Genomic DNA, 18,032 nt, shown 5'->3' with positions numbered 1-18,032 from the left:
GCGATGAACTGATCGACCGTATAATCCGCGCCGAAGACCGCACGCGCGCCGCTGGCTCTCCCGCAACGCCTGCTCGAACGTCCGGATGGACGGAGCAGCTCGGAGGGCAGACGATCTTGCCGCCGGCGATCGCCTTGGCATGATAGGTCATATCGCTCGTCCCCGAAACGCTCCGCCCGGAGCTATTCCGCCGCCACCGGCACCGCCTGGTCGACCGCGTCGATCTCGGCCGCCTTGGCCTCCACCAGGCGGACGATGTGCTCGATCATGCCTTCGTCCTGCACATGATGGTCGGTCACGCCCGACAGATACACCATGTGGCGGCCATTGCCGCCGCCGGTGATGCCGATATCGGTTTCGCGCGCCTCGCCGGGCCCGTTCACCACGCAGCCGAGCACCGACAGCGACATCGGCGTGCGGATATGCTGCAACCGCTCCTCCAGCGCCTGCACGGTGCGGATCACGTCGAAGCCCTGACGCGCGCAACTCGGGCACGACACCACGCGCACGCCGCGGTTGCGGATGCCGAGCGCCTTCAGGATCTCGAAGCCGACGCGGATCTCCTCCTCGGGCTCGGCCGAGAGCGACACGCGGATGGTGTCGCCGATGCCGTACCAGAGCAGGCTGCCCATCCCGATCGCCGACTTCACCGTGCCGCCGACGAACCCGCCCGCTTCGGTGATGCCCAGGTGCAGCGGGCAATCGACCTGCTCGGCGAGCTGCTGATACGCCGCCACCGCGAGGAACAGGTCGGACGCCTTCACCGCCACCTTGAACTCGTGGAAGTCGTGATCCTGCAGCAATTTGATGTGATCGAGCGCGCTCTCGACCAGCGCATCGGGGCACGGCTCGCCATATTTCTCGAGCAGATGCCGCTCCAGGCTGCCGCCGTTCACGCCGATCCGGATCGCGCAGCCATTCGCCTTGGCCGCATCCACGACTTCCTTGACGCGCGCGGCCGAGCCGATGTTGCCGGGGTTGATCCGCAGGCACGCCGCCCCCGCATCCGCCGCCTCCAACGCGCGGCGATAATGGAAATGGATGTCCGCCACGATCGGCACGCGCGCGGCGCGCACGATCTGCTTCAGCGCGGCGGTGCTCTCCACATCGGGGCAGCTCACCCGGATGATGTCGGCACCCGCCTCCTCGCAGCGCCGGATCTGGTTGATCGTGGCGACGGGATCGCTGGTCGGCGTGTTGGTCATCGTCTGCACGGTGACGGGCGCGTCGCCGCCGACGGGGACGTTCCCGACCATGATCTGGCGGCTCTTGCGGCGGACGATGTCGCGCCAGGGACGAATGGACATGGGGCCCATATACCGCGTCGCGCGTCCGACCGGAAGCCCGTGGCGATGCGCGCGCGATCGGGCTATGCGGCGTGCCATGACGAACCCATGGACGATCGCGGTGCACGGCGGGGCGGGCCGCCTGACGCCAAGCACGCTCACCCCCGAACAGGAAGCCGGCGCGCGCGCCGGGCTGACCGCGGCGCTCGCCGCGGGCGCGGCGGTGCTCGATACCGGCCGCACCGCGCTGGACGCGGTCGAAGCGGCGGTGCGCGTGCTGGAGGACGATCCGCATTTCAACGCCGGCCGCGGGGCGGTGTTCACGCATGACGGCGGGATCGAACTCGACGCCGCGATCATGGACGGCCGCACGCGCGGCGCCGGCGCGGTGGCGGGCGTCACCGCCACGCGCAGCCCGGTAGCGCTGGCCCGGCGCGTGATGGCGGAGGGCCGCCACGTGCTGCTCGCCGGCCCCGCCGCCGATTCCTTCGGCGATTCGCAGGGGCTGGAGCGCGCCGCGCCCGGCTGGTTCGAGACGGACGAGCGCCGCCGACAATATGCCGAACTGATGGCGGATGGCGGCGACGGTTTCGACGCGGGCATGAAATACGGCACCGTCGGCGCGGTCGCGCGCGACGGGGCGGGGCATCTGGCGGCGGCGACCTCCACCGGCGGCGTGACCGGCAAGCGCTGGGGCCGGATCGGCGATTCGCCGATCATCGGCGCGGGCACCTGGGCGGACGATCGCTCGGTCGCGGTGTCGTGCACCGGCTCGGGCGAATCGTTCCTGCGGGTGGGCGTCGGCCACGAGATCGACGCCCGCGTCCGCCTGGCCGGGCAGGATGCGGCGGAAGCGACGCGCGCCGTGCTCGCGGAGGTCGAGTCGCTCGGCGGCACCGGCGGCGCGATCGTCGTCGGCGGTGCGGGGCCGGCGCACTGGGCTTTCGTCACGCCAGGGATGAATCGCGGGATGCGCTCGGCGGGCGGTGAGGCGGTGGTGGCGATCTATGGGGATGAGAGGATCGCCTGAAGCCCTGAGGTGGAGCCAGAGTGGTGGGGAGCGGAAGGGCTGCTTGTAGGCGAGGTTCGATCAAGGCAGACGTTGACGGGCTACGATTGCCGCCGTGCATTTGCCTCAACGATATAGCCGGGAGACAGCAGATGATTGCTTTAGTAGTCGGCCTCATGATGACAGCCGCCTCTCCAAGCTCGGCAGAGCTAACAGTCGTCTGCGAAATTGGAAGAATCGCCCTGCGCGATCTGCCAAGCGTCAACGGCAACAAAGGATTTGATTCCTACTACGTCGCTCCCGACACAAGTCGCCCTGATCTGCTGACGATTTGCCCTAGGCTCAAAGGCGAAATCCCCAAAGGCTATCCCATTGCAGACGACGATGCGCGATCGCGAGCAGCGGTGCACGCGCCTATTCCCGGCCAACATGTCCGAGAAGCCTTCATCTATTCTGTCGGAGTTCCACAGATTGGTAGCGACGCTCAAAGCGCCGTCGTTCATTTCGCCTATTCGTGCACTGGCCTCTGCGGCGGAGAATTAGAGGCTCGCTATATTCGCACATCAAAGGGATGGCGGCGCGAGGGTGAGATCCGCATGCTCTCCGTCTCTTAAGCGCACCAGCAGCTGAACAATCGGTAGATTGCGGGCAAGCCGACGCGCAACCAGTATGACCGATCATGACGTAAACGCTCGCCACCAACAGCACCTCCGCAAGCACCCGATCGCCTCCCAACCGCCCGCAACCCGTTGGAAAGCCTGCGTCCGCGCGGTAAGGCGCCGGGATGATCCATGCCCGCATCCTCGTCGCCGGCCTCGCCGCGCTCGCGTTCGCCACACCCGCGTCCGCCTATTGGGAGTTCGGCCATCAGACCATCGCCGAAATCGCGATGGCCAATGTGGCGCCGCACACGCGGGTGGCGGTGAAACGGTTGTTGGCAAAGCAGGCGCTGCTCGACACGCCGACCTGCCCCGCGCGCACGATCGAGGAGGCGAGCGTCTGGGCGGATTGCGTCAAGCCGCTGAAGGATGCGGACGGCAAATCACGCTTCGGCTATGCCTATAACTGGCATTTCCAGGATGCCGATGTGTGCGCGCCGTTCGACCTCACCCCCAGTTGCAAGGACGGCAATTGCGTCTCGGCGCAGATCGACCGCGACGTGGCGACGCTGCGCGACAAGGCCGCGCCCGCGAAGGATCGCGTGCAGGCGCTCGTCTTCCTGATCCACTTCGTCGGGGACCTCCACCAGCCGCTCCATGCGGGTGACCGAGGCGACAAGGGCGGCAACGACGTGAAGGCGGATTACGGCATCTATGCGCCGCCGCGCTTCAACCTCCATTCGGTCTGGGACGGGCCGCTGCCCGAGCGCGCGATCACCACCGGACCCTCGCTGGTGCGCCGCTATCCCGCCGCCGAGCGCGCGCGGATCGGCGCGGGCGGCGTGGGCGACTGGAGCCGCGAGAGCTGGCAGGTCGCGCACGACCAGGTCTATGCGAGCGCGCTCGGCGGCGATGCATGCGCTGCGGTGCCGGCGCGCGTGCATCTGGACGACGCCACGATCGCGCGGCTGGTGCCGGTGTCGCGCCTCGAGGTGAAGCGCGGCGGGATCCGGCTGGCCAAGCTGCTCGACCGGGCGCTGGGATAAGCCCCCTCCCGCCGGGAGGGGGATGGGCCTCGGCTCAGTTCACCACGATGGTGACGGCGCGGCGGTTCTGCGCCCAGCTCGCCTCGTCCGATCCAAGCGCGATCGGGCGTTCCTTGCCGTAGCTGATCGTCGAGATGCGCGCGGGCGAGACGCCCTTGGCCGCGAGATAGTTCTTGGCGGCGTTCGCGCGCCGGTCGCCGAGCGCGAGATTATATTCGCGCGTGCCGCGCTCGTCGCAATGCCCCTCCACCGTGATGCGGACATTGGGATAGCGCGCCAGCCATTCGGCCTGGTTGTCGAGGATCACGCGCGCCTGCGAATCGACGTCGGACATGTCGACCGCGAAGTTCACCGTGTTGCTGGTCACCGAACGGCGGAAATCGGCGTCGGAGCCGGGGACGATCGCGCCGCCCGTGCCCTGCCCGCGATCATAGGGCGTGGCCGCCTGGGCAGACCCCTGGTCGCTCAGCGGCGCGGGCGGCAGCGTGGCGGGGCGCTTCTTCGCGCAGCCCGCCACCGCGAGCATCGCGATGGCGGCGACGAGCGCCGGGTTGAGTTTGGCCATGGTCTCATTCTCCGTGGTGAAAAATCGGCCCCCGCCCCGCCGTAGCAGCGTCAGGGCCTGAGCGGACCCCATGCCGGATCGGATCCGTCGAGCGGGGTCGGGATCTTGCGTTCGTTGACGCCGGTCAGGTCGACCGACCAGAGGTCCGCCTTGCCCGCGCCGCCGCCGCCCGAACGGAAGAAGGTGATGACGCGGCCGTTGGGCGACCAGCTCGGCCCCTCGTCCTGCGCGCCATCGGTCAGCAGCTTCTCGCCGCCGCCCGACGGGCTCATGATGCCGATGCGGAACGATCCGCCCAATTTGGTGAACGCGATCAGGTCGCCGCGCGGGCTCCACACCGGGGTCGCATAACGGCCGCCGCCGAAGCTGATCCGGTGCTGGTCGGAGCCGTCGGCGTTCATGACGTAGAGCTGCTGCCCGCCCGAACGGTCGCTTTCGAACACGATCTTCGAACCATCGGGCGAATAGCTGCCGCCGGTATCGATGCCGGGCGAGCGGGTCAGCCGCTGCGGGCTGCCGCCGCCGGCGGGCACGCGGTAGATGTTGGTGCTGCCGCTGTTCGCCATCGAGAACAGGATGTAGCGGCCGTCGGGCGAGAAGCGCGGCGCGAAGGTGAGGCTGGCGTTCGCCACCACCCGTCGCGGCCGGCCCGAGCCCAGATCATAGACATAGATCGCCGGGCGATCGCCCTCATAGCTCATGAACACGATCGACTGCTGGTTGGGCGCGAAGCGCGGCGTCAGCACGATCGCCTGGCCGTTCGTCAGGAAACGGTGGTTCGCACCGTCCTGGTCCATGATCGCCAGCCGCTTGATGCGGTGGCCCTTGGGCCCGGTTTCCGACACATAGACGATGCGGCTGTCGAAATAGGCGCTCTCGCCGGTCAGCCGCGCATACACCATGTCGGCGCATTTGTGCCCCGCGCGGCGCCATTCCGCGGGCGGCACCACATAGCCCGCGCGCGTCAGCTCGGTGCGCGCGGACACGTCGTAGAGATAGCAGCCGACCGTGAGCGTGCCGTCGCCGTTCGCGCGGACGAAGCCCTGCACCAGCGCCTGCGCGCCGGTGGCGCTCCAGCTGTCGAACACGGGCGCGGTCACCTCGGGAAAAGCGATCGCGTGCGGATTGGCCTGAGGGGTGAAGAGCCCCGAATTGCGCAGATCGTTGGCGACGATGCCGGCCAGCTGCCGCCCGAGCGCGTCGGTGCTGCCGGCGGGCGTATCGACCACGGCCGCCGTCGGCATCACGGGGATCGCGATCGGCATCGGCGCGGAGATGCCGCCGGTGACGTCCACGACGAGGCCGCCCTGCGCCGGTGCGGACTGGGCGGCGACGCGCGCCTGGGCCGGGGCGGGTGCGTCCTGCGCGGACGCGGGCGCGGCGAAGAGCAGCGCGAGCGGCGCGAGAGCGAGGAAGGGGCGGGTCATCGGTTCACATCCTCAGCCGGGAAGCTTGTAGCGCATGGTGAAGTTGCTCCAGCCATTCTGAACGTCGTACAACGAATCGGGCAGGCCCCGAAGCGGCGCGCAGCCCGTGAAGGTCGCGATTGCCAGATCGTCGACGCGCGCGAGATAGCGCTGGTTCTCGTCGTCCACACCGTCATGCCCCGTGATCCGCGGCCGAGCGGCGAGCGAGCCATCGCGATTGAGCCGCAGGTTGATTATCACGCGGATGCGTTCGGCGCCGGGGCCGGGCTGAACCTGCCGGTTCGCGCAGGGCTGCACCTGCCGCGATATGGCGGAGCCAATATCGGCCATCTGCTGGGCGCCCACCTTGGCCGCCGGCGCCGCCGCCGCGGGGGCGGGCTTGGCCGGGGCGTCGGCGAGCCCCTTCAGGAAATCGTCGCCGAGGCGCGAGCCGTGCGGGCGCGTGGCCTTGGCGGTCGCGTCCTTGCCCTTGCCGGTGGTCGCCACCGGCTTCGCCTTGGCGGGCGTGGCGGGCGCCTTGGCGGCGGTCTTGGCCGGCGCAGCGTCGGACTTCGCCGATTTGGCAGGCGCGGATCTGGCAGGGGCCGGCTTCGCGTCCGCCTTGGGCGCAGGCTTCGCCTCGGCCTTGGGCGCGGGCTTGGCCGGTTTTTCCTTGACCGGCTCCGCCTTGGGCTTGGGCGTTTCGTGCCGGGGCACCGGGGCGGGCTCCAGCTTGGGTTTGGGCGGGCTCGGCTTTTCGGGCGCAGGCTTTGGCGGCGCGGGCTTGGGTGGCGCGGGCTTCGGCGGGGCCGGTTTCGGCGGCGCGGGCTTGGGCGGTGCCGGTTCGGGCTCGCTCTCCTCGGGCGGGGGCGCGGCGTCCTCGGGCGCCCCCTGTTCGGGCGCGACGGAGGGGGCGGGCGGCGCCACGGAGGGCGCGGTCGCCACGAGCGCCACGTCCTTCACCAGACTGACGTCGATCGGCTGCTGCGACGGCTTCACCGGCTCGGGCGCGTTCGCCCAGCCGAGCGACAGCGCGCCGAACAGCAACGCATGGCCGATCAGCGCCGCCGCCAGACCGATCCGCTCGGCCCGTGCCATCAGCGCTCCCCGGCCTCCACCGTGACGAGCGCGACATGCGTCAGCCCGGCGCGGCTGAGCTCGCCCATCACGCGCATCACCCGCCCGTAATCGAGCGCCTTGTCGGCGCGCAGCAGGATCTGCGGCGGCTGGCCCACCGCGCGCGTCCCCGCGATCCGCTCCAGCCGGGCGGGCAGCGCCGCCTCGCTCACCGCGTCCTTGTCGACGAACACGCGGCCCTGCGCATCGAGCGAGATCTCGACCGGCTTCTGATCCTGATCGAGCGGCTTGGCGCGCGCATCGGGCAGGTTCACGGGTACGCCGGCGGTCAGCAGCGGCGCGGTCACCATGAAGATGATGAGCAGCACCAGCATCACGTCCACCAGCGGCGTCACGTTGATGTCCGCCATCGGCGCGCGCCGCCCGCGGCCGCGCTGCGAGGGAAGGTTCATCGCCATCTAGCGCGCGCCGTCCAGTTGCCGGGAAAGCGTGGTGTGGAAGCCGTCGGCGAAGCGGTTCAGCCCCGCCTCGATCCGGTTGATCCGGTGCGAGAAGCGGTTGTACGCGATCACCGCGGGGATGGCGGCGAAGAGCCCGATCGCGGTGGCGAACAGCGCCTCCGCGATGCCCGGCGCGACCACCGCGAGCGAGGTGTTCTGCGCCGCCGCGATGCCGGTGAAGCTGCGCATGATCCCCCATACCGTGCCGAACAGCCCGACGAACGGCGCGACCGAGCCGATCGTCGCCAGGACGTTCAGCCGGTCGGACAGCTTGTCGACCTCGCTCGCCACCGTGGCGCCCATCGTCATGGCCAGCCGCTCGCGCGTGCCGCCCTTGTCGATCGCGCCGCTGGCGGTGGACCGGCGCCATTCGCCAACGCCGGCGGCGAACACCCGCGCCGAAGGCAGGTCGTTCTCGCCCTCGGCCTTGTAGAAGGCGTCGATATCCTCCGCCTTCCAGAAATCGCGCTCGAACCGCGCCATGCGCTTGCGCGTGCGCCCCAGCCGCATCCAGGAAGCGACGATGATCGCCCAGGTCCATATGCTGGCCAGCAACAGGCCGAGCATCACGCCCTTCACCACCCAGTCGGCGGCGAGGAACAGCGCGATCGGCGACAGCGTGGCGGCATCCATATTGAGGGCGGGGGTCATGCGGCTCCTTGGGCGATCAGGCGTTCGTAGATGTCGATCCAGGCGCGTGGCTGACGCTTGGGGCGGCCGTCGGGGGCGACGAGCGCCGCCACCACATCGGCTTCGGCCAGCACCAGCGCATCGCGCATGACCCGCTGGTGAATGGCGACGCTGGCGGCGCGCACCGCGGTGAGCGTCGAGACGACCACCAGCGCATCGTCGAGCCGCGCCGGCGCCGCATAGCGGATCGCGAGGCTAGCGACCGCATAGGCGCCCTCGCCCGCCTCGAACCGTGTGCGCTGGTCGATCCCGGCGAGGCGCAGCATGTCACTGCGCGCGCGTTCCATGAAGCGCAGATAATTGGCGTGATAGACGACGCCCGACAGATCGGTGTCCTCGAAATAGACCCGGACCGGCAGCCGGTGCTCGGCGCCGGCGAAGCGCCCCTCGATCGGCTGGTCGAACCCGGCATCGCTCATGCCAGCGCGTTAACCGAACCATGGCGCCGAAGGAACCCCGTTGAAACACGTAACCTTTGGGTTACATGTCACCTGTGGGTTACACGGAAGAGATCATCATGACCGCCATCGATACCGCCGAACGCAAGGCCATACTCCGGGCGATCCTGTTCTTCGCCATCGCCGCGATCCTGCTTGTTCTGCTGGTCACGACCTTCGGCAGGGCTGCCGATTCGCTCAAAGGCGTATGGACGGGGCTGATGCTGGGTGCCGCGATCAACCTGACGCCGCTTGCCCGCTGGCTGAAGGCGAACAGCCCGGTCGCAAGGCTGCTCGACGACGAATCCGCGCGCGAACACCGGCGCATGGCGATGACGGCGGGCTTCTGGGCCACCATCGCCTCCGCCATCGGCCTGGCCTTCGTCACGCTGGACAGCGACCGGATCGGGGCGTTCGACGCGGTACGGGTGATCGCGACCGCAGCGATGGCGGCGATGCTGATCGCGTTCGCCACGCTGGAACTGCGCGCGGGCCGGTGAGCGAGCATCTCGTCAACACGCTGAAGGACGAGCGCGAGCGGCTCGGCCTGACCCAGGCCGCGCTGGCCGAGCGGGTGGGCGTCAGCCGCAAGACGATCAACACGGTCGAGAACGGCGTGTTCGTGCCCTCGACCATCCTCGCGCTGAAGTTGGCCGCCGCGCTCGACCGATCGGTGGAGGCGCTGTTCCGGATCGCGGATCGGGTATAGTTTCGCATCCGACCCGACAGGAGCCGAATCATGAGCGATCGTCCCGCCCCCGGAATCATCCCCTTCCTGACGATCCGCGACGGCCGCGCGCACGAGGCGCTCGCCTTCTACCAGGCGGCGTTCGGCGCGCATCTGGCCGAATGCAATCTCGCGCCCGGCACCGATCGGGTGATGCAGGCCGCGTTGTTCCTCAACGAGGCCGTGCTGATGCTGTCCGACGAGTTTCCGGAATATCACGGCCGCAAGGAGGGCGAGCCGGACGGCACCACGCTGCACCTGTCGGTCGACGATGCCGATGCCTGGGCGGCGCGCGCGGTGACGGCGGGCGCCGAGGTGACGATGCCGATCGCGAACCAGTTCTGGGGCGACCGCTATGGCCAGCTCCGCGATCCGTTCGGCTTTCGCTGGTCGATCGGATCGCCGATCGCCGGCTGAGCGCGGGCTCAGTTGGCGAAGACGCTCGGATCGATCTGCAATTTGGGCACGATGGGCGCGGCGGCCCGCAGCGGCGCGGGCGCGGCGGCAGGGGCGGCATTGGGGGCGGCAACGGGGACGGGCGCGGAAACGCGCGAGGGCGGGTTGGCCAGCACCGGGGTGGATGCCACCGCGATCACCGCCTGCGGAATGGGCGCGCGCGCGCCGTCGCGCCACGCGTCATAGGCGCGGTAGAAATCGGTGAAGGGCCGTTCCAGTTCAGGCAGCGCGGTGCGCGCGAAGGCAGGCAGGTCGGCCGGGGCGACGGCGACCGATTCGCCCAGCACCTGCGCCGCCGCCGCGCAGAAACCGGTGCGGACCTGCGACTGCGAGAAGAAATTGTAGAGCCGCGTCATCGAATCGTCGTACGCGCTGGCGCCCGCATCGCGGAAGGCGGCGGCATAATGCGCCTGCGCGGCGGCGAGCGGCGCCTTTTCCCGGCCGAGCATCGCGTTGTAGCCGGCGACGATCATATCGCCCTGCGCCCCGCGACAGGCGAGCGCGGCGACGTTCAGCGCGGCGCGCAGATGCCACACCATGCCATCCTCGCCGAGCCCGCGATTGGGCGTCGGATAGCTGCCATCGGCCAGCCGCGCGGGAATCACCATGCCCGGATAGGCGCCGGCGGGCAGCGCCGCCGCCTGCACCGGCACCGGCGCGGGGGTGGGCGCCGCGATCACCAGCGGCGGCCGGTGCGTGGCACAGCCGGACAGCAGGGCGATGGCGGCAGTGGCAGAACAGGCGATGGCACGACGCGACATGGACGATCCTCATGGCCCCCCGGCCGGGATCGACTCTGCGCATGACAGGGTTAACAAGCGGTAACCGTTCGTCTTTTCCCGCTTGGCAGCGGCCGGTCTCAGCCGCCGAGCGTCCGCTTGCCGAGCGAATCCGCCGCCTCGCCCATCAGTTGCGCGATGATCGCCGCGACGGGCTCCTCGCGCGTCACCATGCCGACCGACTGGCCCGCCATCACCGAGCCATGCTCGACATCGCCATCGATCACCGCGCGACGCAGCGCGCCCGCCCAGTAATGCTCGATCTGCAACTGCGCCTCGGCCATGGCGACACCGCCCTCGTCGAGCGCCTGCGCCACTTCGCGCTGCTTGGCGGTGAACAGCTCAGCCCCGGCATTCTTCAGCGCGCGGACGGGGATGACGGGCAGGCGCGGATCGATCTGCACGCTCGCCACCGCGTCGCGGGCCGAAGCGCGGAGGAACGCCTTCTTGAAATTGGCGTGCGCGATCGATTCGGTCGCGCAGACGAAGCGCGTGCCGAGCTGCACGCCCGCCGCGCCCATCTCCAGATAGCCCGCGATCGCCTCGCCGCGGCCGATCCCGCCCGCCACGAACACCGGCACCTGCGCGGCGATTTCGGGCAGCATCTCCTGCGCCAGCACGCTGGTGGAGACCGGGCCGATATGGCCGCCCGCCTCCATCCCCTCGATCACCAGCGCATCGACGCCGCTGCGGATCAGCTTTTTCGCAAGGCTGAGCGCAGGGGCGAAGCAGATCACCTTCGCGCCGGTCGCCTTGATCGCCTCGAGGCTGCCCTTGGGCGGAAGCCCACCGGCCAGCACGACGTGAGTCACGCCGTGGCGCCCGCACACCGCGATCAGGTCGAACAGCGCAGGGTGCATGGTGATGAGGTTCACGCCGAAGCTCCGCGTCGTCCGCGCGCGGGTGGCGGCGATCTCGGCATCCAGCAATTCGGGCGTCATCGCGCCGCACGCGATCACGCCGAAGCCGCCGGCGTTCGACATCGCCGCCACCAGATGCCGCTCGCTCACCCACGACATCGCGCCGCACATCAGCGCGACCTCGCTGTCGAGGAACGCGGCGCCGCGCGCCATCAGGTGCGCGAGGCGCTCCCCGCCGGAGCGCGACGTGGCAGAGACGGGTGGTTTCTCAAGCGTATCGGTCATGCCGCGTGCATGCCCGTGCGGAGGACGAACCGCAATCCTCTCCCGACCCGCCACTCCGCCGCCACCCGCGCGCCGGCGGGGATGACGAGGGGTGCGCTAGGCCGCCGCGTCGGCGTCCAGCCCATAGGCGGTGTGCAGCACGCGCACCGCGAGTTCGGTATAATCCTCCTCGATCAGCACGCTCACCTTGATCTCGCTGGTCGCGATCGCCTGGATGTTGATCCCGCGCTCGCCGAGCGTGGTGAACATCGTGGCGGCGACGCCCGCATGGCTGCGCATGCCGACGCCCACCACCGACACCTTGGCGACGGCGACGTCATGGACGAGGCTGGCAAAGCCGATCGCGCCGCGCGCGTGCTCCAGCACGTCCACCGAGCGGGCGAGGTCGGCCGAGGGCACGGTGAAGGTCACGTCGGTCGATCCGGTCGAATGCGCGACGTTCTGCACGATCATGTCGACGTTGATCCCCGCCTCCGCCAAGGGCGCGAAGATCGCGGCGACCGATCCGGGGCGGTCGCTCACCTGGGTCAGCGTGATCTTGGCCTCGTTCCGGTCGTGCGCGATACCGGTGATGAGCTGGCGTTCCATGTCGTCGATTTCCTCTTCCCCCACGATCAGCGTGCCGCGATGGCCGTCCTCGTCCCGGTCGTCCTCGAAGCTCGAGAGTACGCGAACGCGTACGCCCTCCTTCATCGCCAGTCCCACCGAGCGCGTCTGGAGCACCTTGGCCCCCACGCTCGCCAGCTCCAGCATCTCCTCATATGTCACCTTCGACAGTTTTCGCGCGCGCGGCACGATCCGCGGATCGGTGGTGTAGACGCCGTCGACATCGGTATAGATGTCGCAGCGGTCCGCCTTCATCGCCGCTGCCACCGCCACCGCCGACGTGTCCGATCCGCCGCGGCCGAGCGTCGTCACCCGGCCCGCCTCGGTCACGCCCTGGAACCCCGGGATCACCGCGACGCAGCCGCCCGACAGCGACGCGTCGAGCGCGGCCATGTCGATCGAGCCGATGCGGGCCGAGGCGTGCGCGTCCGAGGTGTGGATCGGCAATTGCCAGCCGAGCCAGCTCCGCGCCGGCACGCCCGCCGCCTGGAGCGCGATCGCGAGCAGCCCGCTCGTCACCTGCTCGCCCGCCGAGACGACAACGTCATATTCGCGCCGGTCGTACAGCGGCGACGCCTCGCGGCAGAAACCCACCAGACGGTCCGTCTCGCCCGCCATCGCCGACACGACGACCGCCACTTCGTTGCCCGCCTCCACCTCGCGCTTCACACGCGCCGCCACGTTGCGGATCCGCTCGATCCCGGCCATCGACGTGCCGCCGAACTTCATGACGATCCGGCCCATCGCGGCGCAATCTCCTTGGGGGAAAACGGCCTGCCTGATAGGAAGCGACAATGCGTAACGCAAGCGACACGATCGACCCGCGCGAGGCCGCCCATTTCGGCCGGCAGGCGGCGGACTGGTGGAACCCGGCCGGCAGCTCGGCGATGCTCCACAAGCTCAATCCGCCGCGCCTCGCCCATATCCGCGCGCGGATCGATGCCCATTGGGGCGGCGACGGCACCGGCTTCACGCCGCTGGCCGGGCGCACCGCGCTCGACATGGGGTGCGGCGCGGGGCTGCTCTGCGAACCGCTCGCTCGGCTCGGCGCCGCCGTCACCGGCGTGGACGCCGCGCCCGAAAGCATCGCGGTGGCGCGCGACCATGCCGCCGCCGCCGGGCTCGCGATCGATTACCGCGCGGGCGGGATCGAGACGCTGGGCGACGCGCGCTTCGATCTCGTCACCAGCCTCGAGGTGATCGAGCACGTCACCGATCCCGCCGCCTTCGTCACCGGCCTTGCGGGCGCGCTGGCGCCGGCCGGGCTGATGATCCTCTCCACCCCCAACCGCACGCCGCTGTCGAAGCTGGCGATGATCGGCATCGCGGAAGGCTTTGGCCGGATCCCCCGCGGCACGCACGACTGGGACCGGTTCCTCACCCCCGACGAACTGACCGCCCGGCTGGCCGAGGCTGGGCTGCGCGTCATCGACGTGCAAGGCCTGGGCTTCTCGCCGGCGCGCGGCTTCGCGCTCGCCGATTCGGTGGCGCTCGATTATTTCGTCACTGCCGTTCATGCCTGAACGCACCGCGAAGGCGGGCGGGTGGGAGGTGGCGGGGCTGGCGCTGGTGCTCGCCCTGCTGGCGCTGCTCCGCCCGGTCGATCACGACGAAAGCCAATATGTCGCCGCCGCCAGCCTCGTCGCGCACGGGCTGTGGCCCTACCGCGATTTCGCCTATCTCCAGACGCCGCTCCAGCCCTGGCTCTTCGCGCCGATCGCCTGGGGTGCGGGCGCCCTGGCCTGGCCCGCGCTGCGGATCGCCAATGCGCTGCTCGGCACGCTCGCGATCGTCGCCGTATATGGCGCCAGCCTGGCGGCGGGCGCCCGCCCGCGCGCTGCGCTGGTCGGCGCCGCGCTGTTCGCGTCCTGCGACATCATGCTGTTCAGCATCGGCACCGCGCGCAACGACGCGCTGCCCGTCGCGCTCTATGCGGTCGCGTTGTGGATCGCGGTCGGCGAACGACCAGGGCGCCGCCACGCCGCCGCGATCGGCCTGCTGCTCGCGGGCGCCGCGGCGGCGAAGATCTCCTATGCCGTCCCCGCCATCGCCTATGGCCTTTACGCGCTGGTCGAACGCCGCCGCCCGCTCTGGGGCGCGATCGGGGCCGCGCCGATGATCGTCTTCCTCCTCTGGGCCTGGGCGTCCAGCCCGGCAGATTTCCTGTTCGGCACGCTCCGCTTTCCCGCCACCGCGCCCGCCGAATATTATGCGAACCGGCCCTGGAAGCTGTCGATCGCCGCCAAGCTGGTCGATACGCTGAAGTTCCTCGCGCTCGGCCCGGCGCTGCTCGCGGCATGGACCGCGGTGCGGGGGCGGCGGGCGCCGCTGCTCGACGCGCTGATCGTCGCGGGGCTGGTCGCCGCGCTGCTGCCGATGCCGACATGGCGGCAATATCTGCTGCCCGTCCTGCCCCCCCTGTTCGTCCGCACGGCGCTCCTGTGGAGCACGCACCCGCCGGCACGTACGCTGCGGATCGCGCTGGTGACGTTCGCCGCCGCGGGCCTTGCCCCCTCGGTCGCGGCGCTGGCGAACGGGGGAACGCTGTTCGCGGCGGTGCGGAACGGGCAGGCGGTGGGCGCGATGCTCGATGCGACGGGCGTGCGGGGTCCTGTCGCCACGCTCTCGCCGGAATTGCTGCCGGCCGCGCGGCGGGTGCCCGATCCGCGCTTCGCCGGCGGCCCCTTCGCCTTCCGCTTCCGTGGCGGCGATGCCGTGGCGCGCGGCTATGTCTCGCGCGACACGCTGAGACGGGCGCTGCTGCCCGATGCGGTACTGGTCGGCGGCGAGGCACCGTGGACGGGCGGCGATGCCGGGCTCGACGCGCTGATGGAACGCGCGGCGATCGCGCGCGGCTATCGGCCGCTGCCGGCGCCGGCGCCGCTGCGGCTGTGGGTCAGGCCGCCTTCGCCCGCTTGGCGTCCACCAGCCCCTGATAATAGGCCATGAGATCGGCGGCGTGTTCGGCGTCGCTGCGCACCCCCGCCGCCGCGGTGATCGCGGCCCGGCGCAACATGCGCGGGTCGCGGCGGAAGAGCCGGATGATCGCGGTCGCCGCCGCCTGCGCATCGCGCGCGCGGTAGAGTTCGCTCGCGCGGGGCTCCGCCACTTCGGCGCAACCGCCGGTATCGGGCACGATCAGCGGCAGGCCCGAGGCCATCGCCTCCGACGCGACGAGCCCGAACGGCTCCGCCTCGGATCCGTGGATCAGCGCGTCGCAGCTCGCCATGATTCGCGCGAGCCGCTCGCGATCATAGACCGGGCGGAACATGCGGATATGCGGCGAGCCCGCGATCCGCTTGGCCATGCGCGGGCTGTCGTTGCCGGTGCCGATCAGGATCAATCCCACCGGCAGCTTGGCGCCCGCCCGCTCCACCGCGTCGATCACGATCGGCCAGCGTTTTTCGGGATGGTGCCGCCCCAAACCGAGCAGCAACCGGCCGTCGGCGGGCAGGTCGCATTGCTTCAGCAGCGCGGTGCGCAGCCGCTCGTCGCGAAACTCGGGCGAGAAATGCCGCCGCTCGATCCCGAGCGGCATCGCGACGTCGATCCGCAGGCCCCGGTTGCGCAGCCGTTTCTCCAGCGCCGGCCCGTTCGTGACGACCGTGTCGTACCGATCGAGGAAGCGGCCCATATAGCGCGTGTACCAGGCGAACGCCTGTTCGATCCGCGCGTGGCTCGCCACGCCTTCGAACCAGCGCTGCGCATAGGCGGCCATATTGTCGTTGTGCATGAAATAGGATTTGACCGCGCGGCCCTGCCAATCGCCGACGATCCAGGCCGGGCGCCAGGGCGAGCAGCATTCGACCACGTCGGGATCGATCCGGTCGAGCAGATCGGTAATCGGCGCGGCGTCCCAGAACAGCCCGTAATTGGCGTCGAACGGCATGCCCGGCGCCTTGACGTAATGGATGCGGCCGCCGCCGGGGCGCTCTTCCACCGCATCCTCGCGGCCGGGTGCGATCACGATCAGCTCGTGGCCCATATCGGCCAGGATCGCCATCTTGCGATCGATATAGGTGCGCACGCCCCCGCCGGTCGGCGAGTAGAGCTCGTTGACGTCGACGATCCGCAACGCTTTCGTCCTCAGTTGGGCGAAAAGCCGCCGATGCCGTGCAGATACTGGGCATGGATGTTCGTCACCACAACCCCCTTGCCAACCTCGATCAGTGCGCCTGCCAGCTTCGGCCGGGCGCGGCCGATCCGCTGGTTGCTGGGAAAGCCCGCGCCGTCGCTCCAGAAGCTGAACTTGTTCTTGCCGTCGCGATTGTGCGTGAACAGCAGCGCATAGCGCCCCGGCCGGGGCACGCGGATGCACAGCGAAACCGGCCCGCTGGAAGGCGTCGACACGCGGATCCGGCGGAACAGCTTGCCCTGCGCGATCAGGATGTTGTCGTCCTTCAGGAAATCCTCTTCGTCGGGCGGATAGAGTTCGAGCTTCAGCTCGCCCTTGCGGTCCTTCAGCCCCTCGATATTCGCCTGGATCGCGGGCCCCTCGCCGCTGGTGCACGCGGCGGCGTCGACGCCCAGCATCGTCGGCTGTGCGCCCGCCGCGCCGGCGAACGCCGCGATCGCGAGCAGGGCGGCACCGGTCCTGAGGGTCATGCGAACTTCCTTCTGACCAGACCGTTCAGGCTGAACGCCACGATCAGAACGACGTGGACGAGCAACTGGAGCGCGGCCGTAAACGCGACGAGATCGGACAGTTCCTGATCCTGTCCGATCAGTATGATCGCGAAATTGGCGAAAAGAAGGTCCTTGTTGGGCACCAGTGGCAGCCGCGAGACGAGCAGCCGCCCCGCCGCCAGAAACAGCCACATGCCGATCGAGACGTCGGGCAGCGCGAAATGCCAGGCGAACGCGATCAGCACCGATCCCGCCAGCAGGCGCAGGCAGTGGATGCCGAACACCCACCATAATTGCCCGCGCGGTAGCGAGAAGACGCGTTTGGAAAAGATCAGGAACGGCAGCGATATCGCAAAGACGATCGCCCCCGATCCCTCGAGCATCCGCAGCTGATCGGGCTTCATCAGCGCATGGCCGAGCGGCAGCGCGATCGCCATCATCAGCAACGTGATCGCATTGCCGGCGATCGCCGACAGGATCGACACGTCCTTCACCGCGCCGAACGGCGCCGCCACCATCTTCGCCCGCGCCCGCGCCCAGGCGTAGAAATAGGCCTCGCCCGAATAGCCGAACACCACCTCGTTCGCGATCCGCTTCTTGATGAGCGCGGCAAGGCCGCCGATGGGAATGCCCCACAGCCGGCGGAAGATGATATAGTCCCCCGTCGGCAGCGACATGTAGAGCGCGGCGAAACACAGATAAAAGCGCGGATCGGACGGCACCGAGCGCGACAGGCCCGCCAGCCCCGATTTCAGCAGCTCGTGCCCCAGGCCGGCGATCATCGCGAGCGTCAGCACGGCACCGATCACCGCGGGCCAGCGGCTGCGCATCGTGCGCAGCGGCTCGAGCCCGGCGATGTCGGCACCCGCGGCGGGGTGGACGGGCGGAATGGCGGCAGTCGTCGTCACGGCTGGTCCCTCGGATCGATTCAACGCCACTCCGTCTTCCATCCGTCGGGGCCCTCCGGGTGGAGGCCACCGCGCTAGAGACGCGGTAACATTGCGGGCCGATGAACGGAACCGGCGCATGGCCCGCAAAGGTGGCTGTTGTGTGGCACCCGCCAGCCTGTATGCGCGGG

At 69.8% G+C, this 18,032-nt stretch carries 21 protein-coding genes; 8 read left to right on the top strand and 13 right to left on the bottom strand.

Annotated elements, in window-relative coordinates; genetic code table 11:
* Positions 1–182 precede the first annotated feature (182 nt).
* Positions 183–1,307, bottom strand: coding sequence for a flavodoxin-dependent (E)-4-hydroxy-3-methylbut-2-enyl-diphosphate synthase (gene ispG / locus OXQ95_RS12855; protein ID WP_242097483.1), 1,125 nt, complete (start codon positions 1,305–1,307; stop codon positions 183–185).
* Positions 1,308–1,383: 76 nt separating this feature from the next.
* Here ispG and OXQ95_RS12850 point away from each other — a divergent pair, with 76 nt between their 5' ends.
* From OXQ95_RS12850 to OXQ95_RS12840, 3 genes are all read left to right on the top strand, one after another.
* Positions 1,384–2,316 (top strand): isoaspartyl peptidase/L-asparaginase, encoded by a 933-nt coding sequence (locus tag OXQ95_RS12850; protein WP_267381888.1) that lies wholly within the window; start codon positions 1,384–1,386, stop codon positions 2,314–2,316.
* 155 nt (positions 2,317–2,471) lie between these two features.
* Positions 2,472–2,909 (top strand): hypothetical protein, encoded by a 438-nt coding sequence (locus tag OXQ95_RS12845; RefSeq protein ID WP_267381887.1) that lies wholly within the window; start codon positions 2,472–2,474, stop codon positions 2,907–2,909.
* Positions 2,910–3,079: 170 nt separating this feature from the next.
* Positions 3,080–3,940, top strand: a complete 861-nt coding sequence (locus OXQ95_RS12840) for a S1/P1 nuclease (RefSeq protein WP_267381886.1) — start codon at positions 3,080–3,082, stop codon at positions 3,938–3,940.
* Positions 3,941–3,974: 34 nt separating this feature from the next.
* Here OXQ95_RS12840 and pal read toward each other — a convergent pair whose 3' ends face one another.
* From pal to OXQ95_RS12810, 6 genes are read right to left on the bottom strand one after another with little or no spacing between them, the layout of a single operon-like run.
* A complete protein-coding gene (pal, locus tag OXQ95_RS12835) occupies positions 3,975–4,505 on the bottom strand; it encodes a peptidoglycan-associated lipoprotein Pal (protein WP_267381885.1) in 531 nt (176 codons plus the stop codon).
* 50 nt (positions 4,506–4,555) lie between these two features.
* Positions 4,556–5,932, bottom strand: coding sequence for a Tol-Pal system beta propeller repeat protein TolB (tolB, locus tag OXQ95_RS12830; protein ID WP_267381884.1), 1,377 nt, complete (start codon positions 5,930–5,932; stop codon positions 4,556–4,558).
* A gap of 12 nt (positions 5,933–5,944) precedes the next feature.
* Complete coding sequence (locus OXQ95_RS12825) at positions 5,945–7,009, bottom strand: cell envelope biogenesis protein TolA (protein WP_267381883.1); 1,065 nt, start codon at positions 7,007–7,009, stop codon at positions 5,945–5,947.
* Positions 7,009–7,446, bottom strand: a complete 438-nt coding sequence (tolR, locus tag OXQ95_RS12820) for a protein TolR (protein WP_242097476.1) — start codon at positions 7,444–7,446, stop codon at positions 7,009–7,011. The genes OXQ95_RS12825 and tolR overlap by 1 nt, the downstream gene beginning before the upstream one ends.
* Positions 7,447–8,139, bottom strand: coding sequence for a protein TolQ (tolQ, locus tag OXQ95_RS12815; protein ID WP_242097475.1), 693 nt, complete (start codon positions 8,137–8,139; stop codon positions 7,447–7,449). It lies immediately after the preceding gene.
* Positions 8,136–8,597, bottom strand: coding sequence for a YbgC/FadM family acyl-CoA thioesterase (locus OXQ95_RS12810; RefSeq protein ID WP_276589068.1), 462 nt, complete (start codon positions 8,595–8,597; stop codon positions 8,136–8,138). Before OXQ95_RS12810 ends, tolQ begins: the two co-directional genes overlap by 4 nt.
* Before the next feature lie 98 nt (positions 8,598–8,695).
* Between OXQ95_RS12810 and OXQ95_RS12805 the strand changes: the two genes are divergently transcribed.
* Genes OXQ95_RS12805 through OXQ95_RS12795 form a run of 3 tightly spaced genes read left to right on the top strand, consistent with a single transcriptional unit; the run spans position 8,696 to position 9,759 of the window.
* The gene (locus OXQ95_RS12805; protein WP_267381882.1) at positions 8,696–9,115 is read left to right on the top strand and encodes a hypothetical protein; all 420 of its coding nucleotides are present in this window, start codon (positions 8,696–8,698) and stop codon (positions 9,113–9,115) included.
* Positions 9,112–9,324 carry a helix-turn-helix domain-containing protein gene (locus tag OXQ95_RS12800; protein WP_242097473.1) on the top strand — a complete coding sequence of 71 codons (213 nt, stop codon included), beginning with the start codon at positions 9,112–9,114 and terminating at the stop codon, positions 9,322–9,324. Before OXQ95_RS12805 ends, OXQ95_RS12800 begins: the two co-directional genes overlap by 4 nt.
* Before the next feature lie 30 nt (positions 9,325–9,354).
* Complete coding sequence (locus OXQ95_RS12795) at positions 9,355–9,759, top strand: VOC family protein (protein WP_267381881.1); 405 nt, start codon at positions 9,355–9,357, stop codon at positions 9,757–9,759.
* 8 nt (positions 9,760–9,767) lie between these two features.
* Here OXQ95_RS12795 and OXQ95_RS12790 read toward each other — a convergent pair whose 3' ends face one another.
* The 3 genes from OXQ95_RS12790 to OXQ95_RS12780 form a co-directional block, all read right to left on the bottom strand.
* Complete coding sequence (locus OXQ95_RS12790) at positions 9,768–10,559, bottom strand: hypothetical protein (RefSeq protein ID WP_267381880.1); 792 nt, start codon at positions 10,557–10,559, stop codon at positions 9,768–9,770.
* 98 nt (positions 10,560–10,657) lie between these two features.
* Positions 10,658–11,650 carry a nitronate monooxygenase gene (locus OXQ95_RS12785; RefSeq protein ID WP_242097516.1) on the bottom strand — a complete coding sequence of 331 codons (993 nt, stop codon included), beginning with the start codon at positions 11,648–11,650 and terminating at the stop codon, positions 10,658–10,660.
* Positions 11,651–11,818: 168 nt separating this feature from the next.
* Positions 11,819–13,072, bottom strand: coding sequence for an aspartate kinase (locus OXQ95_RS12780; protein WP_242097470.1), 1,254 nt, complete (start codon positions 13,070–13,072; stop codon positions 11,819–11,821).
* Positions 13,073–13,122: 50 nt separating this feature from the next.
* On the opposite strand from OXQ95_RS12780, the gene ubiG reads away from it, so the two are divergent.
* Positions 13,123–13,851, top strand: a complete 729-nt coding sequence (ubiG, locus tag OXQ95_RS12775; RefSeq protein WP_267381879.1) for a bifunctional 2-polyprenyl-6-hydroxyphenol methylase/3-demethylubiquinol 3-O-methyltransferase UbiG — start codon at positions 13,123–13,125, stop codon at positions 13,849–13,851.
* Positions 13,844–15,277: a DUF2029 domain-containing protein gene (locus OXQ95_RS12770; protein WP_267381878.1), complete on the top strand. Its 1,434-nt coding sequence runs from the start codon at positions 13,844–13,846 to the stop codon at positions 15,275–15,277. The genes ubiG and OXQ95_RS12770 overlap by 8 nt, the downstream gene beginning before the upstream one ends.
* On the opposite strand, the gene OXQ95_RS12765 is transcribed toward OXQ95_RS12770, so the two are convergent.
* Genes OXQ95_RS12765 through OXQ95_RS12755 form a run of 3 tightly spaced genes read right to left on the bottom strand, consistent with a single transcriptional unit; the run spans position 15,225 to position 17,784 of the window.
* Positions 15,225–16,403, bottom strand: a complete 1,179-nt coding sequence (locus OXQ95_RS12765; protein ID WP_267381877.1) for a glycosyltransferase — start codon at positions 16,401–16,403, stop codon at positions 15,225–15,227. The two genes, OXQ95_RS12770 and OXQ95_RS12765, sit on opposite strands and share 53 nt — an antisense overlap.
* Before the next feature lie 11 nt (positions 16,404–16,414).
* Positions 16,415–16,933, bottom strand: a complete 519-nt coding sequence (locus OXQ95_RS12760) for a DUF2141 domain-containing protein (RefSeq protein ID WP_242097466.1) — start codon at positions 16,931–16,933, stop codon at positions 16,415–16,417.
* On the bottom strand, positions 16,930–17,784 hold the full coding sequence (locus tag OXQ95_RS12755; RefSeq protein ID WP_267381904.1) for a hypothetical protein: 855 nt from the start codon (positions 17,782–17,784) through the stop codon (positions 16,930–16,932). The genes OXQ95_RS12760 and OXQ95_RS12755 overlap by 4 nt, the downstream gene beginning before the upstream one ends.
* Between the last annotated feature and the right edge of the window lie 248 nt (positions 17,785–18,032).

This window comes from Sphingomonas sp. GC_Shp_6, from assembly GCF_026540835.1.
Classification (GTDB): Bacteria; Pseudomonadota; Alphaproteobacteria; order Sphingomonadales; family Sphingomonadaceae; genus Sphingomonas.
Note: the sequence above shows the minus strand (reverse complement) of the source record. Positions and strands in the feature narration are given on the sequence as shown.

Excerpts from the sequence above, each read along its gene's own strand:
- ispG (WP_242097483.1), bottom strand. The coding sequence starts at position 1,307 with ATGTCCATTCGTCCCTGGCGCGACATCGTCCGCCGCAAGAGCCGCCAG.
- OXQ95_RS12850 (WP_267381888.1), top strand. The coding sequence starts at position 1,384 with ATGACGAACCCATGGACGATCGCGGTGCACGGCGGGGCGGGCCGCCTG.
- OXQ95_RS12845 (WP_267381887.1), top strand. The coding sequence starts at position 2,472 with ATGATGACAGCCGCCTCTCCAAGCTCGGCAGAGCTAACAGTCGTCTGC.
- OXQ95_RS12840 (WP_267381886.1), top strand. The coding sequence starts at position 3,080 with ATGATCCATGCCCGCATCCTCGTCGCCGGCCTCGCCGCGCTCGCGTTC.
- pal (WP_267381885.1), bottom strand. The coding sequence starts at position 4,505 with ATGGCCAAACTCAACCCGGCGCTCGTCGCCGCCATCGCGATGCTCGCG.
- tolB (WP_267381884.1), bottom strand. The coding sequence starts at position 5,932 with ATGACCCGCCCCTTCCTCGCTCTCGCGCCGCTCGCGCTGCTCTTCGCC.
- OXQ95_RS12825 (WP_267381883.1), bottom strand. The coding sequence starts at position 7,009 with ATGGCACGGGCCGAGCGGATCGGTCTGGCGGCGGCGCTGATCGGCCAT.
- tolR (WP_242097476.1), bottom strand. The coding sequence starts at position 7,446 with ATGGCGATGAACCTTCCCTCGCAGCGCGGCCGCGGGCGGCGCGCGCCG.
- tolQ (WP_242097475.1), bottom strand. The coding sequence starts at position 8,139 with ATGACCCCCGCCCTCAATATGGATGCCGCCACGCTGTCGCCGATCGCG.
- OXQ95_RS12810 (WP_276589068.1), bottom strand. The coding sequence starts at position 8,597 with ATGAGCGATGCCGGGTTCGACCAGCCGATCGAGGGGCGCTTCGCCGGC.
- OXQ95_RS12805 (WP_267381882.1), top strand. The coding sequence starts at position 8,696 with ATGACCGCCATCGATACCGCCGAACGCAAGGCCATACTCCGGGCGATC.
- OXQ95_RS12795 (WP_267381881.1), top strand. The coding sequence starts at position 9,355 with ATGAGCGATCGTCCCGCCCCCGGAATCATCCCCTTCCTGACGATCCGC.
- OXQ95_RS12790 (WP_267381880.1), bottom strand. The coding sequence starts at position 10,559 with ATGTCGCGTCGTGCCATCGCCTGTTCTGCCACTGCCGCCATCGCCCTG.
- OXQ95_RS12785 (WP_242097516.1), bottom strand. The coding sequence starts at position 11,650 with ATGGCGCGCGGCGCCGCGTTCCTCGACAGCGAGGTCGCGCTGATGTGC.
- OXQ95_RS12780 (WP_242097470.1), bottom strand. The coding sequence starts at position 13,072 with ATGGGCCGGATCGTCATGAAGTTCGGCGGCACGTCGATGGCCGGGATC.
- ubiG (WP_267381879.1), top strand. The coding sequence starts at position 13,123 with ATGCGTAACGCAAGCGACACGATCGACCCGCGCGAGGCCGCCCATTTC.
- OXQ95_RS12770 (WP_267381878.1), top strand. The coding sequence starts at position 13,844 with ATGCCTGAACGCACCGCGAAGGCGGGCGGGTGGGAGGTGGCGGGGCTG.
- OXQ95_RS12760 (WP_242097466.1), bottom strand. The coding sequence starts at position 16,933 with ATGACCCTCAGGACCGGTGCCGCCCTGCTCGCGATCGCGGCGTTCGCC.
- OXQ95_RS12755 (WP_267381904.1), bottom strand. The coding sequence starts at position 17,784 with ATGCGCAGCCGCTGGCCCGCGGTGATCGGTGCCGTGCTGACGCTCGCG.